This window comes from Legionella massiliensis (assembly GCF_000756815.1).
GTDB classification, from domain to species: Bacteria; Pseudomonadota; Gammaproteobacteria; order Legionellales; family Legionellaceae; genus Tatlockia; species Tatlockia massiliensis.
The window spans coordinates 150,708-167,554 of record NZ_CCVW01000004.1; the positions used below are offsets into that span (position 1 = coordinate 150,708).

Below are 16,847 nucleotides of genomic sequence, written 5' to 3' on the forward strand. Positions count from 1 at the left end.
CGCCGTTGTTGCGAACGCAACCCTCGTCATTGTGAATGGAGTGAAGCAATCCAAGGTTCAGTGCTCTGAACTCTGGATTGCTTCGTCACTACGTTCCTTGCAAAGAGCTTCCTTCTTTTTCCCCTCGCTCCGAAGTTGAATCACTCTCATCTGCCCTTCAGGCACCTTCGTCCCAGACATGGGGAGAGGCGGATGAGGGTTGCTCGTTCGACGTTCTTTCCTGATCTTTGCCTCTTAGAGGCTGTGTTCCTAACAATGACAGGATGCTATGTCTACGGGGCTGACCACCGTCATTCCCGCTTGTGGGAATGACGCACGCATAATCACTTAAAATATTGCGTTATAAACGATCTTCAGTAATGTTAATCATCATTTCCAAAGCTTTTTTCGCATTATCAATGACCCAATTTTGCTCGGAGTCATCAAGACGTTGGCGAGAGCCGGTGAATTCGTTAACCAGATCGCCAGCTTTAACCTCATTGTAAGCCATCGTCTTACCTTGTCTTAACAGATCTACCAAGGCAACCAAATGTGGTGGATCATTGCGGGACATGGTTGCACAGCCACAGCCGATACCTTTCTCATTATCCTTTTTGGGTGCCTCAGCGAGGTTGACTACATCGATGCCTAAACCTTTAGAATATTGCTTTAGGTTTTCCACCATATGATTCTCAGTACCGATAGCATAACGTTTAGTTTTTGCTCGGTCATTAACCACATAGTCCCAGATGAAGGCCGTTGAGCCTGCCTGCTGTGCGACCCGAATCAGATCGTTACGGCATTCAGGATGAACCACAGTAGCATAGCCTTGGCTGTGCCAGTATTCACACATATAGGGCTGATAGTGGGTATGAACAGCACAATGACTGGAGAATAAAATGAGTTCTGCTTTATCAAATTCTGCTAAGGTCTGTTGGCTCTGTTCGGCTAGCGAATATTGCGCGCCTGCGGTACCGCCAGGCCAATAGGCGAGATTGTTGATTCCCATCCAATAGGCAACATTTTCACCCATGTGTTGATCGGGAATAAAGAGTATTTTTTTCTTTTGCTTACGAGCCCATTCGAAAATTTTCCTGACGTTAGAACTTGTGCATACAGCACCACCTTGCGCTCCTGTCATCGCTTTTACACGTCCAGAAGTATTCATGTAGCAAACCGGTAAAATATTGTCTTCACCATAGCGTTCATTCAGGTCTAGGAAAGCAGGTTCGACCATAAAATCTTTGGCTAGCATCTCCATGGTGCAGCCCGATTTGGGATTAGTTATGTAAACCTGTTGGTTTTTGTTAGCAAGAATGCTGATCGATTCCGCCATGAAATGGACGGCAGATTCGATGATCAAAGATTTCTCTGGGTGGTTAGCAGCCATTAGTGCAAGCTGATAGGAATCACCAATTTGGCCACCAAATTGCTCAACCAACCTGACAATATCGCCGCCCATATAATAATGAGCAAGCAACAAGAGTTTGTCGCCGAAGTGATCCTGGGCCTTCTTCATGTAAGGTCTCATCCAAGCTAACACAGTGGTCAGCTTACGATCCGGCAGGGCTTGGTATTCTTCAGCATAGGGAACGAACTCTTTCTGATACCAATCCAGAGGATAATCGCTTTGGCAAATACTCATATCATTACGGACTTGCATAAGCGTTTTTTCTGGTTCATAGCTGGTTATTTTGTGGTTAAACATCGGTAACACCTCAACTAAATAAAGGGGTTCTGCGGTGAAGTCAGGCGGGCGATGCTTTCTTTAGCATCTGCGTTCTTTTGGGGAAAATCTTCGCGATAATGGCCGCCCCGTGATTCTCTACGTGATAGGGCTGCTCTAACAATCAGCTCTGCATTCAGGACAATATTACGTAATTCAATAAAATCGCGAGTAATGCAATGTTTCCAGTAATACTCTTCGATAATTTTTTTCCGCTTCATTATCAATTGTAGTAGATCCCGCAGACCTGCTTCGGTGCGGACGATCCCGGCATAGGAAGTCATTTCGCCGCGTAAGCCACGCCAATGGGCATTAATCTGGCTTGCACGCCTTGCGTTGACTTCGCCAGGTGAGCTCCAGTTAGCAATCTTGTTTACGCTTTTACAGGGGCTAGTTATATCCTTTAAAGAACAGTGAGCGGCATTTGATGCCATTACCAGTGCCTCAAGCAGGGAATTGCTGGCTAAGCGGTTTGCTCCGTGCAGGCCTGTAAAAGCTGTTTCTCCGATGGCGTAGAGACGTTTGAGGTCGGTTCGGCCATCGACATCGGTTAGGATGCCACCGCATTGATAATGCGCTGCGGGCACGACCGGAATCAGATCCTGACTCATGTCAAGGCCGATTGAAAGCAGTGTTGAATAGATTTGCGGGAAATGAGACTTCAAAAACTGTTTAGACTGATGTCTGATATCTAAATAAACAAAGCCGGCCTGGCTTTGTTCAATTTCACTAAAAATGGCGCGGGCAACAACATCGCGCGTTGCTAACTCCATCTGTTGTGGCTCATAACGTGTCATAAAGCGTTCGCCAGTTTCGGCGCTGATTAGCAAGGCACCTTCACCGCGCACAGCCTCAGAGATTAAAAAATTATTCAGAGAATGATGATGCAAGACTGTTGGATGAAATTGATAAAACTCCATATTTCCGACTCGAGCCCCGGCGCGATAAGCCATGGCGACGCCATCACCGGTTGCTATCATGGGATTTGTTGTATAACGATAAGTTTTACCTGCACCACCGGTAGCAAGAATTACACAATTCGCGCTAAAGGTATCGATGCGATTTCTTTGGCAATCAAGAACATAAACACCAACAACCTCGCCCTGATTATCAGTTCGATGAGGGTGGTAGTGAGTAATCAGATTAACTGCAATATGGTGTTCAAAAATCTGAATTTGCGGTAGTTGTTGTACAGCCGCTAACAGTGCTGTGCTGACTGTTAAGCCAGTCTGATCACTGGAATTGAAAATACGGCGATGGGAGTGGCCGCCTTCTTTTGCCAAGGCAAACTCACCATCTGGTAGCTTAGTAAAATTAATTGAATAAGTGAGCAAGTCTTCAATTGCCTTTGGCCCTTGACGAATAATAAATTCAACGGCCGGTTGATAGCAAAGTCCATCGCCAGCCCGCAGGGTATCGTCGATGTGTGACTCTAAGGAGTCATCAGGCGCAACCGCTGCCGCTATCCCTCCCTGGGCATAGCGGCTATTGCATTCACTCATTTCAGCCTTGGAGATCAAAGCGATCTTAACCTTAGGCTGTATTTTTAGCAGCTGTAGGCAATAATTTAGACCAGCAAGCCCTGTCCCAATGACTAAAACATCAAATTCCAAGGACTTGCCTTGTTGCGATAAGGTTGTACTCATGAAAACGCTTTTACCAATTGTGCGGCTAGACCCGTGTATTTCTCTGGTGTTAAATCAATCAGTTGAGCTTTAACCTCTTCAGGTATTTGCAGGGATTGAATGAACTTTCTCAGGTTTTCTTTATCAATACCTTGGCCGCGGGTTAAGGCCTTAAGCTGCTCATAGGCATTTGGGACTTCGTAGCGACGCATCACAGTTTGGATGGCTTCGGCTAAAACCTCCCAATTTGCATTTAAATCTTGTTGCAAAGCACGCGCATTGATCTGCAATTTATCATTGCCTTTGGCAATGGCTTGGTAAGCAATCAGGGTATAGGCGAAGGCAACACCTATGTTGCGCAATACGGTTGAGTCGGAAAGATCACGTTGCAAGCGAGACTGTGTCAGCTTGTGGGCAAAATGTTCAAAAAGAGAATTAGCTAAACCAAGATTACCCTCAGCATTTTCAAAATCGATAGGGTTAACCTTGTGTGGCATAGTTGATGAGCCTACCTCTTCAGCAACTGTTTTTTGTTTAAAGTAGTTCATCGAAATATAAGTCCAGATATCTCGAGTGTAATCAAGCAGGATATTATTAATTCGGATCATGATATGTGCGACTTCCGCCAGGCCATCATGCGGCTCGATTTGCGTGGTATAAGCGCTAAATGACAGGCCAAGCGAACTAATAAAGCTAGCACAATGCTTTCGCCAATCGACTTGGGGATAAGCAACGAGGTGGGCATTATAATTTCCGACAGCGCCATTGCATTTAGCGGGGATTAATACCTCTGCAAGTTGTTGTTGCGGGCGCTTTAAGCGAGCAACAAAGTTAACTAACTCCTTGCCAATAGTTGTGGGCGTCGCAGGTTGTCCGTGAGTTCTTGCCAGCATAGCCACGTCGCCGTGCTGCTTGCCTAGCATGGTTATGCTGCCGATAATCTCCGCCAGTGTCGGTTGTATAATTTGCGCTAAGGCTTCTTTAACCATCAGGGCATAAGCGACGTTATTAATATCTTCGGAGGTACAAGCAAAGTGAATGAAACCGATATATCTATTTAAACTTGGCGCTTGCTCTAGCTTATCTTTGAGGTAATATTCGACGGCTTTGACATCATGATTCGTTTGTTTTTCATAATTTTTGACTTTCTCTGCCTCTTCTTCATCAAAATTAACCAGAATTTCTGTGAGATAAGCTTTTGCTTCATTATCAAACTCAGAAATTTCGCTAATCTCCTTATTGGCTGCCAGGGCTTCTAGCCAACGAATTTCAACCATTAAACGATAATAAATCAGCGCAAACTCACTAAAATAAGGGCTCAGCGAATTGGTTTTTTTGTGATAACGCCCGTCAATAGGTGAAATTGCATTGAGAGAAGATAGGGTCATAGGTAAGCCGCCACAGATAAGAAAGCCTATATGATATTAGATGCGGCGCTAGATGTGAATTAAAGAATTTTCTGAACTATAGAGCCTCTGCACTAAATTAATGCAAATTCAAAGCTAATTTGTTATTATCCATGCCCATTCTGACGCAATGAAATTAGTACTACTATGTCCGCACAAGATTTAAGCAGTTCTCCACTTGGTCAACGCAGCATCTACATTGATAACTATGATGACACACTGCTTTTTCCAATTTCCAGGCAGCCTAAGCGTGATGCCATTGCTGTCAGCCTGCCTTTACCCTTTAAGGGGTATGATATATGGACTGCTTTTGAACTTTCATGGCTGAATGAAAAATGTAAACCAGTCGTTGCTATTGGCGATATTATTATTCCTTGTAATTCGCCCAATATCATCGAATCTAAATCCTTCAAGCTTTATCTGAATTCCTTTAATAACACCCGTTTTGCTTCCGTAGATGTTGTTCGCGACCTGATAAAACGAGATCTTTCCAAGGCAGCAGGGGCTGAGGTTGAGGTGCTCATTTATTTGGCGAATGATTTTGCAAACGCAAAAATAGCGCAGTTTGAGGGAATTTATCTGGATGACTTAGATATCAGTTACTCAGCGTATAAGGTTAAGGCAGATATTCTTGTGACAGATGAGCAGCGAGTAGAAAATTGCTCAGTTTACAGTCATTTACTAAAATCCAATTGTCCGGTAACAGGACAGCCGGATTGGGGTTCCATTTCAATCAACTATTCAGGACCCCGAATCAATAATGAGTCTTTGCTACAGTACTTGGTTTCTTTTCGTAACCACAATGAATTTCATGAACAATGTGTCGAGCGTATTTTTATGGATGTCATGGAACGTTGCCAACCAGAGACTCTGACAGTTTACGCCAGATATACACGCCGAGGCGGCTTGGATATTAATCCGATTCGTTCTTCTGAGGCGATAGAGCCGCCTTTGAATCTTCGCTTGTATAGACAGTAGATCTACCTAACAGCAACTGCTGATCATTAGTCATCTGAATGACACGCAGCGTGGTAAACTGCGAATAAAAATCCTGTGGAAGTTGGGTAGTTTCTTTGGTACTGATAACCAGATAACGGTTTTTGCGATCTCTAAAAAACTGGCTTAGATAGTTGAAATCTCTTGTGGCCAAGGCTCTTCCTTTTGAATAAAACTGTGCGGAATATTCCAGCCGGGTTGCCCAATAGATTAATTTAGAATCAGCAGGCGGGTTTTCACTTTCCCAGGCACTAATAATTGGTTTTTGCGATTTGGCAATTTTTCCTGGTTTGGCGATTAAAACTAGGGTCGCAAATAAGAATATAAAGCCGGTTAGCGTCGTTAAAAGCATAAACCTTTTCACAGTTTTTAAGCGAATACCGGAACGTTGCCATAGTTCGGCGAACAACAGGGCGAAGGCTGGTAAGGTCGAAAAACAATAGGTATAAATAATATTTTTGGAAAAACTAAAAAAAACTAAGGGAACATAGGCCCAAAGCAAAAGATAGTTAAGCCAGCCTTGATCCTCCTGCCGCAACAAAGCGCCTAAATTCTTAGCCTGATGACCTAACCAGTTTAGCGCAACAACTGACCAAGGAAAAAAGCCGATTAGACAATAAATCCAGATAGTTCCATAAGGTTTAGCGTGAGAATAACCATATTGATTGCCATTCCAGGACGATACAAAGAAGCGGTTGAAATGCTCGCCAATAATAAAATAGTTTAGAAAACCCGGCGAACGAAGCTCGGCTAAGACATACCAAGGCAGGGCAATAGCCAGGGTAATCAGGCTTCCTTTGAACAGGGGCATTTGTCGATAAAAAGCCGACCATTGTTTGCTAATGATCAGCCATAGAAAAGAGGGAAGTACGCTAAGTACAAAGGCGGCAGGCCCTTTGGTTAATAGTCCTAAACCTAGAGCAACAAAAAAGAGATAAGCCCAGAGCTTGGAGCGTTCAACCACTGCTTGCCAAAAGGCGACCATGGAGAGCGTTGTACAGAAAATAAGTGCAGCGTCGGTCATTACGGCACCTGCATTAAGGTAGAAATAAAGACTGCCTGCCAAGAATAAAACAGTGAGCAGGGCAACCACTGAGCCGCTACGTTTCTTGGCCAGGGACCAAACAAGCCACAGTATTGCTATGGATAAGAGCAAACTAGGCAAGCGAACTGCCAATTCATTAATACCGAACAAGGATAGCGAGGTGGCTGAGAGCCAGGTTGATAAGGGCGGCTTTGCCAGAAAAGGGCTGCCATAATTGTGTAAAAGCGTAATCCAGTTTTGCGTTTGCAACATCTCACGGGCAATTTCAGCATATCTGGCCTCAGTGGAGTCCATAAGTGGCACAAAATACATTGCCAGCAACCGGCACAAAAGGAGAAAGGTTAATACAGCTGCTGCCTGATAGTAAAACAGCTTCACGTCATCCCGAACGTAGTGAGGGATCTCCTGGCGTTCACGAGATCCCTCATTACCTTCGACATGACGTAGGTTTTTCGGAGGTCTATGGTATTCGTCGATCATGGTTTACTTTTGGTACTAAACGACAGTGGGCATCATTCAGGTCGCTTAGAAATACATTACTCATAAAATAATTAAACTCGTGGTGGCGATATTGCTGCAAAGGATCAGTTAAATCAAGCGAAGTAGTTCCTGGGTGGCACATAATAAGTCCGCCGGAGTGAATTAATTTTAAAAAGCGTTTGAAATAATGCCGGTAATTATTCGCTTTGACGAAATTATAACTACCAGCGAAGCTTGAATTTGCCAGGATTGTTTGCCGTTTTAACAGCCTTTTAAAGTTTTGGCCGCCCAGCAAGGAAATCGCCTGGCGTTTGGGAAAATTGGGGTGTGAAATAAAATCCTGCCAACGGCAACTGGTATTACGGCAAAAGGCGGTTAAATTCTTTTGCTTATAAATGCTGACTAAGGCTTCTCTGACAACAGGTAATTGGTGTATGTGTTGATGTCCATCAATAAAATCAGGAGGCGCATTCATTGCTTGCGTAAACGCATCAATTTGGGCGCAAATTTCTGCCTCAACACAGTCTCTGTCTAAACGCCTTAAATAAGCTTGCTTAATCAACGAAGGAAGTGAACTAAAATTGGCAGGGTATCTTTCCCGCCATTTAAGGCTTAAGGCCTGACCGAAAGTGAGGTTTAAGTGCAGGCCAAGATAACTGCTATTTTTAACGGGTTTTAATCGATCGCAAGCCTCTGACCAATCTGGCGTGTTAACCAGGCAACTGATGGCATTGATCCTTTTTCGCTTGGCTAGCAATAAAATACCTTCGCAAACAAACTCATTTTGTCCATAGTCATCAGCGCATAAGATGATGTTTTTAATCATATTAAGTCCATTTTCTGTATGAATGCTGCATATGCACGTCATGTCGAACGTAGTGAGACATCTCCTGAATGTGGCGCAGTGCTAATCCCGGAGACCCCTCTCTACGCTCGGGATGACGGATTGGCTCAAAGGGACTGAGGCGTTTGCAATGACAGTCTATAGTGCAAAAGGGTATACACAGCCCTGCTCTAATTAAAATGTTCAACGGTCTCATGAGTAATTTCTTGTTTGATGTAATACAAAGGACGATTTTTTGTTTCAACAAGAATACGACTAATGTATTCCGAAATAATCGCTAAAAATAAGAACAAAACAGAAAATAATCCCGAAGTCAGAAAAATAATGGACGCTATTCCTTCAGCTAAATGCTGATGGGTAAAGAGTTTTTCCATCAGAATAAATCCGGCGTAGAGCATCATCACTGCACTAATAAAAATCGATAAAATCGACATGGCGCGTAAGGGGCGGGCAGAGAAGGAAATAATTGAATCTAAGGATAAATTGATTAACTTTTTTAAATTATATTTGCTCCTCCCTGCTCTTCGAGGAGGACAATTATAAGGAATCGTCGCAGTTTTAAATCCGACATAGGCAAACATCATGACCAGATGGCGATTGGATTCTTTCATTTTTCTAAGTGACTCAACAACCTTAGATGTTAATAAACGAAAATTACCCGTGTCACCCTGCATATCAAAGCCAGTCATTTTTCGTGTAAAGCGGTAAAAAATTTTAGCGGCAAATCGTTTTAATAGCGGCTCATGCTTCCTGCTAATTCTAGCCGCGCAAACTACATCATAGCCTTCGGCTGCTTTTTTAATCATGGCAGGAATAAGCTCGGGGGGATGTTGTAAATCAGAGTCCATCAATATAACGTAGTCACCGTGAGCATGATCAAGGCCGGCAGTTGAAGCAATCTCATGGCCGTAATTACGTGAAAATGAAAGTAAACGAATATTTTTATTTGCCTTAACAAAGGGGAGGCAACGCAAAATAGTGTGATCGGTTGAGCCATCGTCAACCAGTATTAATTCATAGCTTTTGTAATGACTATTCAATACCTTGATTGTTTCTTGCAGGAAACTCTCGATAATTGCTTCTTCATTGTACATTGGGGCAATAATAGAAATCTTAGAATTCTGAGAAGGCATGTGGATTCAATAAGCTAACTGGTTAGACTCAAATAGTATCACCAATATAAATCGCAGTCGAAGGCGGTTAATTGCTTAATTTGAGTTTTAGGCCGTAGGCTGGGCTGACAAGCCCATTGCCGTCAGGCTAAGCCTCCGATGTCTACGTACCGCGGCTTGTCCGCGGTATCCTGGAGTTCAGAGTGACCTATTAGTATCCAGCTGGATGCCGCGGACAAGCCGCGGCACGTAGGAACTGGGTGCATTAAATGAACAAAAATCCTTAGCCTGACGGCTATGACTTGTTAGCCCAGCCTACGGTACTTGCAATGGCGGCATAAAAAATCTATACGTCAAAGTAAGGATACAATTCACATCACCCAGCATTTTAAGTAGAATGAACGACATTTTTAAGGACTAGAGGTTAAATATGGCAGTCGGTACACATACAATTGATTTGCAGCATTTAGGTATGAAGGATTTAGAGCAGGTCGGCGGTAAAAATGCTTCTTTAGGTGAAATGATATCTCATTTATCTTCTGCAGGGGTTTCAGTACCAACTGGTTTTGCAACGACAGCTGCGTCTTTTAATGAATTTTTGACCTCTAACGGTTTAGACAAAAAAATCTATGCGTTACTCGATACACTTAATCCTGATGATTTGACTCAGCTCGCCCAGGTTGGCAAGACAATTCGCCAGATGGTTATCGATGCTCCTTTTTCTCCAGAATTCGAAAAAGCTGTACGAGCTTCCTACGCCAATCTGGCAAAAACCATAGGCCATGATGATTTTAGTGTTGCAGTACGGTCTTCAGCAACAGCAGAGGATTTGCCAGAGGCTTCTTTCGCAGGCCAGCAAGAAACCTATTTAAATGTCCGTGGTATCGATGCCATTATGATCGCTATTAAGCAGGTATTTGCCTCCTTATACAACGATCGGGCAATTACTTATCGTAGCCACCATGATTTTGCTCATCATGAAGTCGCCTTATCTGCGGGAATTCAGCAAATGATTCGTAGTGATCTTGCTGTGAGTGGGGTGATGTTCACTATGGATACGGAATCTGGTTTTGATCAGGTGGTTTTTATCACCTCTGCCTATGGTTTAGGGGAAATGGTTGTGCAGGGAGCGGTAAATCCTGATGAATTTTATGTACATAAACCTATCTTAAAAGCAGGTAAACCAGCGGTAATTCGCCGTGTTCTTGGTTCTAAAATGCAGAAAATGGTTTATTGTGATAATGCTAATGTTAAAACAGAGGACGTGCCAGCTGCTGACCGTTTGCAATTTTCCCTATCTGCTGAAGAGGCCGAACTCTTGGCTAAACAGGCACTTATTATTGAACAGCACTATGGTAAGCCAATGGATATCGAATGGGCCAAAGATGGAAAAAATGGCAGACTTTATATCCTGCAAGCCCGTCCTGAAACAGTTAAGAGTCGTTCTAACAAGCAAGTACTAGAGCGCTATAGCCTGAAAGCTGAGGGTAAGGTTTTAAGTGAAGGGCGTAGCATTGGCCAAAGAATAGGTCAGGGACGTGCCAGGGTTATTAGTGATATTAGTGAAATGCATCGGGTTCAACCAGGTGATGTGCTTATTTCTGATATGACCGACCCTGATTGGGAACCGGTCATGAAGCGGGCTGCAGCGATTGTTACGAATCGCGGCGGCAGAACCTGTCATGCCGCAATTATTGCGCGTGAATTAGGTATCCCTGCTGTTGTTGGCTGTGGTGATGCAACTAAAACTATTCACGATGGCGATGAGGTGACTGTAAGTTGTGCCGAAGGGGATATCGGCTATGTTTACGAGGGAATTCTGCCTTTTGAGCAGATTCATCTTGACATCAATACCATGCCTGATCTGCCTATCAAAGTGATGCTCAATGTGGGTAATCCTGAGCGGGCGTTTACCTTTCAGTCTGTTCCTAATGCCGGCGTTGGCTTGGCTCGACTTGAATTTTTGATTTCGAATACTATAGGTATTCATCCTAAAGCCCTGTTGGAATTTGACAGCTTAGAAGACAAAGAACTCAAGAGTTTTATTAGTGATAAAACGGCGGCTTATGCTTCACCCGTTGAATATTATGTAGAGCGTTTAAAAGAGGGTATTGCAACCATCGCTGCAGCCTTTTACCCCAAGCCTGTTATTGTCCGCTTGTCAGATTTTAAATCCAATGAATATGCCAACTTAGTGGGTGGTAAATATTACGAACCTCATGAAGAAAATCCGATGCTCGGTTTTCGTGGCGCTTCACGCTATGTTTCAGACAGTTTTGCTGATTGTTTTGCGCTTGAATGCCAGGCTGTTCGACGGGTACGTGAAGACATGGGGCTAAAAAATGTTGAAGTGATGATTCCCTTCGTCAGAACAGTGGCAGAAGCTAAACAAGTTATCGATGTACTGAAAACACATGGTTTGGAGCGGGGTAAAGAAGCTCTGCGCGTCATTATGATGTGTGAATTACCCTCAAACGCCTTGCTAGCAAGTGAGTTTTTAGAGCATTTTGATGGTTTTTCCATTGGTTCTAATGATCTAACCCAACTTACACTAGGCCTGGATAGAGACTCAGGATTGATTGCAGCCCAATTTGATGAGCGCAACGATGCAGTGAAAGCCTTATTACATCTGGCAATTTCAACCTGTAAAAAGGCAGGTAAGTATGTCGGAATTTGTGGTCAAGGACCATCTGATCATCAGGATTTTGCCCTTTGGTTGATGAAAGAGGGTATCGATAGCGTTTCCTTAAATCCTGATTCTGTCTTAGAGACCTGTTTATTCTTAGCTGAACAGAATTCTGGTTCACGATGAAGAGCCTAAGGAAATGGCTTCTGCTGGCAGGATTATTTCCTGCCATAGCCTTTGCTCAAGCGCAACAGATTCAACATCATGACCCTGTTGCCGCAGTCATACTTTGGGTCACGCTAATCTTTTTTTTCGCTGTGATTGGCCGCTATCTAGCGGGTCGATTTAAACAACCTGCTGTTCTTGGCGAGTTGCTTATGGGGGTAGTGCTTGGCAATCTTTGCTATTACTTTGGCTTAGAATTGGTTGTTGTAGTCAGGGAAGGCTCATCGATCTTCAATATTATGCGCGAAATGCTTGCTGGCACCCCTCTTGCCCAGGCTGTTAGTGACTCTATCCCCAACACTTTTTATGCAAACCAAGTAACAGCGGCTTTAGCGGGAGAGGAGGGTATTGATCTCATTAAGGTGGCCTATGTTTTAGATATTTTTGCCCGTTATGGCGTCATCTTTCTACTATTTAAAGTGGGTTTGGAAACCTCGGTTGAAGAGTTGCGGCATACAGGGCGCGAATCGATCCAGGTGGCTGTGGTTGGCGTAATTGCTCCGATTATCCTTGGTTTTCTCGTTGCTTATCTGCTTATGCCAGAATCCGATTATAAGGCTCATCTCTTTGTTGCGGCGACCTTGTCGGCAACCAGTATAGGTATTACAGCTCGCGTCCTTTCTGAAATGAAAAAAATGCGCACCCGTGAAGCGAAAACAATTCTCGGCGCTGCAATGATTGATGATATTTTAGGCTTAATTATTCTCGCTGTTGTAAGTTCTGTGGTGATAACTGGTGTAGTGAATCTGATGATGGTTATGCAGATTATCATCTCATCCCTACTCTTTTTTGCAGGTGTCTTATTGATTGGTCCCTGGCTTGTGCGCCAGGCTGTTCGTTGTTTTAGTTTTTTAGAACTGTGGGAATTGAAGTTGTTTGTTGCCTTTGTTTTTGTCATGGCCTTTGCTTGGCTGGCAACTTTGGTCCACTTAGCGACAATTATCGGCGCTTTCGCCGCAGGCCTAATTTTGCATGATGATTTTTTCAATTCACCGGAATGGTCCAATACACATTCGCAGAGTATTAAAAACCTGATTGCCCCCTTGGAATCTATTTTGGCGCCGCTGTTTTTTATGCTGATTGGGATTCAGGTAAAACTAGAAGAATTTTGCCACTGGCCTGTTTTGCTTATGGCTAGTGGTCTGATTGTTGCAGCAATCCTTGGTAAACTTATTAGTGGCATGGGTGGTAATCGTAAAGATGATCGCTTGCTAATAGGCATCGGCATGCTGCCTCGCGGTGAGGTTGGATTGGTTTTCGCCTCAATTGGCAGAACCCTCGGTGTTATGTCAGATCAGCTTTTTTCAGCGATAGTATTGATGGTGATCGTAACAACCTTTATTGCTCCACCTCTATTAAAAGCAAGATATGCCCATAATGCGAGAGAGACTAAAGCATGAATTTAAAACAGTCCGATATTTTGGTAGATGTCCAGCGTGCGTTGGATGAGGATGTTGGTTCTGGTGATGTAAGTGCTGCTTTACTGCCAGCTCATCTTGTAGTTGAAGCTGAAATCATTTCGCGTGAACCTATGTTAGTTTGCGGCCGCCCCTGGGTCGATGCCGTATTTGCTGCCCTAAGTCCTGCAATCGAATTAAACTGGCTGGTTGAAGAAGGAGAGTGGCTCTCACAACCAGGTACCTTATGTGAGATTAAAGGCCCAGCAAGAGCGATTTTAACTGCTGAGCGGACTGCTCTCAATTTTTTACAGACTCTTTCAGCGACAGCAACCCAAACTCATCGTTATTTGGATGCCATTAAAGGTAGCAAAACTCGCTTGCTCGATACCCGTAAAACCTTACCTGGTTTAAGGCTTGCCCAAAAATATGCGGTGGCTTGTGCTGGCGGTGTTAATCATCGACTCGGTTTGTATGATGCCTTTTTAATCAAAGAAAATCATATCAAGTCTTGTGGCTCGATTTCTAAGGCTATCCAACAGGCAAGGGCGCTTCGCAAGGATTTGTTTGTTGAGATAGAGGTAGAAACCATAGCGGAACTGTGTGAGGCTTTAGAAGCAAAACCCGATAGGATTTTACTCGATAACTTTAGCCTAAGCCTGTTGCAAGAAGCTGTGGCGATTAATCAGCCCTATGGCTGCCAGCTAGAAGCTTCTGGTGGTATTGATTTGACAAATATTACTAGAATTGCGCAATTAGGAGTCGATTTTATTTCCGTGGGAGCAATGACCAAATCGATCAGGGCGATAGATCTAAGTTTACTAATTAGGGGTGTCCAATGAATCCACGAATTGTCTTTACTGGCGGAGGTAGCGCTGGCCATGTAACACCCAATTTGGCTTTGATAGAGGCGATGCAGAAAGAAGGCTGGCAAATCGATTATATTGGCTCTGGCGATGGTGTTGAAAAAGACATGATTGCTCCTTTGCAGATTCCCTATCATTCAGTGAGTACCGGAAAGCTACGACGCTATTTCAGTTGGCAAAATTTTCTCGACCCTTTCAAGACCTTTTGGGGCATCATCCAGGCTTATCGCTTATTACGCAAACTAAAAACAGAGGTTGTTTTTTCAAAGGGAGGCTTTGTCGCCTTTCCTATTGTTGTTGCTGCCTGGTTAAATCGCATCCCAGTTATTGCTCATGAATCAGATATGAGCCCCGGTTTGGCGAATCGGCTCAGTTTCCCCTTTGTCGATAAAATCTGCGTTACCTTTGCAGCAGCAAAAAAGCATTTTAAAGACCAATCAAAGGTTGAAATTACAGGAACTCCCATTCGCCAGGAGTTATTTAAAGGCTCTAAGAGCGCTGGCTTGGATTTATGCGGGTTCAACAAGGACAAGCCCTGCCTGCTGGTGATGGGCGGGAGTCAAGGTTCCTTAAGGCTCAATAAGGCCTTGCGCGCGGCCTTGCCAGAGTTATGCGAGCAGTATCAGGTTATTCATCTCTGCGGCAAGGGCAAGGTTGATCCTGCCTTTCATAATCGTAATGATTATTGTCAGTTTGAATATGTCAATAAAGAGCTTGCTGATCTCTTTGCTGCTAGTGATGTCGTTGTATCAAGAGCGGGCGCCAATGCCTTATATGAAATACTGGCCTTGCAAAAACCGCATGTGCTTGTTCCTTTATCAGTTAATGCTAGCCGCGGCGATCAGATTCAAAACGCAAGTTATTTCAAACAACAGGGAATTAGTCTGGTTATTGATGATGAGTCCTTAACGACCGACAATTTCTTGGAAGCAATGAAAGAAGTCAGCTTACATAAAGAAGAAATTATAAAAAAAATCAAAGGATTAGATATTGAATCCGCAACCCTGAAAATCATAGCACTCATCAAGGAGCAGATGCATGTTGAATCCCCAAAAGCTGTATGACTATGTGAGACAGGTTTGGCAAAAGGATATACTGCCCTCATTGTGTGACTATATAAAAATTCCTAATAAATCCCCTCATTTTGATAAGGATTGGCAAAAGCATGGCTATATGGATCAGGCGGTTAACCATGTTGCCAATTGGTGTAAAGCTCATGCACCAGTGGGGATGAAGCTGGAAGTTATCCGCCTTCCTGGGCGAACCCCCTTATTATTCATGGAAGTACCCGGTCAAGCAGAGGCTACAGTGTTGCTTTATGGGCATCTTGATAAGCAACCAGAGATGTCCGGTTGGCAAGAGGGCTTAGGCCCTTGGACGCCAGTGATCAAGAATGATCGTCTTTATGGACGTGGAGGCGCTGATGATGGTTACGCAGCTTTCGCTTCGCTAACTGCACTAAAGGCCTTACAAGACCAGGGCTTACCCCATGCACGCTGCGTATTGATTATCGAAGCTTGTGAAGAGAGTGGTAGCTATGATCTGCCTTATTATATCGATGCATTAAAGGATAAAATTGGTGAACCCTCGTTGGTTATTTGCCTGGATTCTGGGGCTGGTAATTATGAGCAATTATGGATGACTACTTCTCTACGTGGCAATATCGTAGGTGAGTTAACTGTCGAACTGATTAGCGAAGGCGTGCATTCAGGTTATGCAAGCGGGATTGTCGCGGATAGTTTTCGTGTTGTAAAACAACTGATTAGCCGTATTGAAGATGAGCTAAGTGGCGAGGTTAAACTAGCAGCCCTTCATTGTGATATCCCCCAAGAGCGAATCGATCAGGCAAAAGCCTGTGCAGGGGTTTTAGGAGAGAATATCTACCAAAGTTTTCCCTTTCATCCCGGGGTAGAGCCGCTAACACTGGATAAAACAGAATTAATCCTAAATAGAACCTGGCGCCCAGCGTTATCGGTGACTGGTGCCGCAGGTCTGCCAGCTATTGCAGATGCCGGAAACGTGCTCAGACCACAAACTGCCTTTAAGTTATCAATGCGCTTGCCCCCTCTGGTTGCTCCACAAACAGCAGCGGAAGCAATGCAAACAGCCTTAACGGAAAACCCACCCTATCAAGCAAAGATTAGCTTTCGCATTGATGATGCCGCAAAAGGCTGGAATGCACCGCAATTGGCTGGATGGTTGGCTAAAGCTGTTGATGATGCATCTATGACTTTTTATCAAAAACCAGCTGTCTATATGGGTGAGGGGGGAACTATTCCTTTTATGGGAATGCTTGGCGAAAAGTTTCCGCAAGCCCAATTCCTGATAACCGGTGTCTTGGGTCCGCATTCAAATGCCCATGGACCCAATGAATTTTTAGATCTGAAAATGGTTGAAAAATTAACATCTTGCGTAGCCTATGTGATAAGCCAACATTTTACGCAACTAAATCTCGACAGCTAAGGAAAATACTGCAATACTCGTTTGCCTCTTCGCTATGAAGAAGTAGTGGTGGTTTAT

12 protein-coding genes are annotated in these 16,847 nt (G+C 43.9%); 6 read left to right on the plus strand and 6 right to left on the minus strand.

Features of this window, described 5'->3' with window-relative positions:
• Positions 1 to 340 precede the first annotated feature (340 nt).
• Genes nadA through purB form a run of 3 tightly spaced genes read right to left on the minus strand, consistent with a single transcriptional unit; the run spans position 341 to position 4,718 of the window.
• Complete coding sequence (gene nadA / locus BN1094_RS15410; RefSeq protein ID WP_044012042.1) at positions 341 to 1,687, minus strand: quinolinate synthase NadA; 1,347 nt, start codon at positions 1,685 to 1,687, stop codon at positions 341 to 343.
• A gap of 14 nt (positions 1,688 to 1,701) precedes the next feature.
• On the minus strand, positions 1,702 to 3,351 hold the full coding sequence (gene nadB / locus BN1094_RS15415; RefSeq protein WP_044012043.1) for an L-aspartate oxidase: 1,650 nt from the start codon (positions 3,349 to 3,351) through the stop codon (positions 1,702 to 1,704).
• Positions 3,348 to 4,718 (minus strand): adenylosuccinate lyase, encoded by a 1,371-nt coding sequence (gene purB / locus BN1094_RS15420; RefSeq protein WP_044012044.1) that lies wholly within the window; start codon positions 4,716 to 4,718, stop codon positions 3,348 to 3,350. Before purB ends, nadB begins: the two co-directional genes overlap by 4 nt.
• A gap of 165 nt (positions 4,719 to 4,883) precedes the next feature.
• Here purB and queF point away from each other — a divergent pair, with 165 nt between their 5' ends.
• Positions 4,884 to 5,714, plus strand: a complete 831-nt coding sequence (gene queF / locus BN1094_RS15425; protein WP_044012045.1) for an NADPH-dependent 7-cyano-7-deazaguanine reductase QueF — start codon at positions 4,884 to 4,886, stop codon at positions 5,712 to 5,714.
• Here the strand turns inward: queF and BN1094_RS15430 are convergent.
• From BN1094_RS15430 to BN1094_RS15440, 3 genes are all read right to left on the minus strand, one after another.
• Positions 5,650 to 7,257 carry an ArnT family glycosyltransferase gene (locus BN1094_RS15430; RefSeq protein WP_099909033.1) on the minus strand — a complete coding sequence of 536 codons (1,608 nt, stop codon included), beginning with the start codon at positions 7,255 to 7,257 and terminating at the stop codon, positions 5,650 to 5,652. The genes queF and BN1094_RS15430 overlap by 65 nt on opposite strands.
• The gene (locus BN1094_RS15435) at positions 7,238 to 8,083 is read right to left on the minus strand and encodes a ChbG/HpnK family deacetylase (protein WP_044012047.1); all 846 of its coding nucleotides are present in this window, start codon (positions 8,081 to 8,083) and stop codon (positions 7,238 to 7,240) included. The genes BN1094_RS15430 and BN1094_RS15435 overlap by 20 nt, the downstream gene beginning before the upstream one ends.
• Positions 8,084 to 8,271: 188 nt before the next feature.
• Complete coding sequence (locus tag BN1094_RS15440) at positions 8,272 to 9,234, minus strand: glycosyltransferase family 2 protein (protein ID WP_044012048.1); 963 nt, start codon at positions 9,232 to 9,234, stop codon at positions 8,272 to 8,274.
• Positions 9,235 to 9,643: 409 nt separating this feature from the next.
• Here BN1094_RS15440 and ppsA point away from each other — a divergent pair, with 409 nt between their 5' ends.
• The 5 genes from ppsA to BN1094_RS15465 are packed head-to-tail and all read left to right on the plus strand — an operon-like array spanning position 9,644 to position 16,790.
• Positions 9,644 to 12,025, plus strand: coding sequence for a phosphoenolpyruvate synthase (gene ppsA, locus BN1094_RS15445; protein ID WP_044012049.1), 2,382 nt, complete (start codon positions 9,644 to 9,646; stop codon positions 12,023 to 12,025).
• Positions 12,022 to 13,464 carry a cation:proton antiporter gene (locus BN1094_RS15450; protein WP_044012050.1) on the plus strand — a complete coding sequence of 481 codons (1,443 nt, stop codon included), beginning with the start codon at positions 12,022 to 12,024 and terminating at the stop codon, positions 13,462 to 13,464. Before ppsA ends, BN1094_RS15450 begins: the two co-directional genes overlap by 4 nt.
• Positions 13,461 to 14,303, plus strand: a complete 843-nt coding sequence (nadC, locus tag BN1094_RS15455; RefSeq protein ID WP_044012051.1) for a carboxylating nicotinate-nucleotide diphosphorylase — start codon at positions 13,461 to 13,463, stop codon at positions 14,301 to 14,303. The genes BN1094_RS15450 and nadC overlap by 4 nt, the downstream gene beginning before the upstream one ends.
• Complete coding sequence (locus BN1094_RS15460) at positions 14,300 to 15,391, plus strand: undecaprenyldiphospho-muramoylpentapeptide beta-N-acetylglucosaminyltransferase (RefSeq protein ID WP_044012052.1); 1,092 nt, start codon at positions 14,300 to 14,302, stop codon at positions 15,389 to 15,391. Before nadC ends, BN1094_RS15460 begins: the two co-directional genes overlap by 4 nt.
• A complete protein-coding gene (locus BN1094_RS15465) occupies positions 15,366 to 16,790 on the plus strand; it encodes a M20 family metallopeptidase (protein WP_044012053.1) in 1,425 nt (474 codons plus the stop codon). The genes BN1094_RS15460 and BN1094_RS15465 overlap by 26 nt, the downstream gene beginning before the upstream one ends.
• Positions 16,791 to 16,847: the final 57 nt, after the last annotated feature.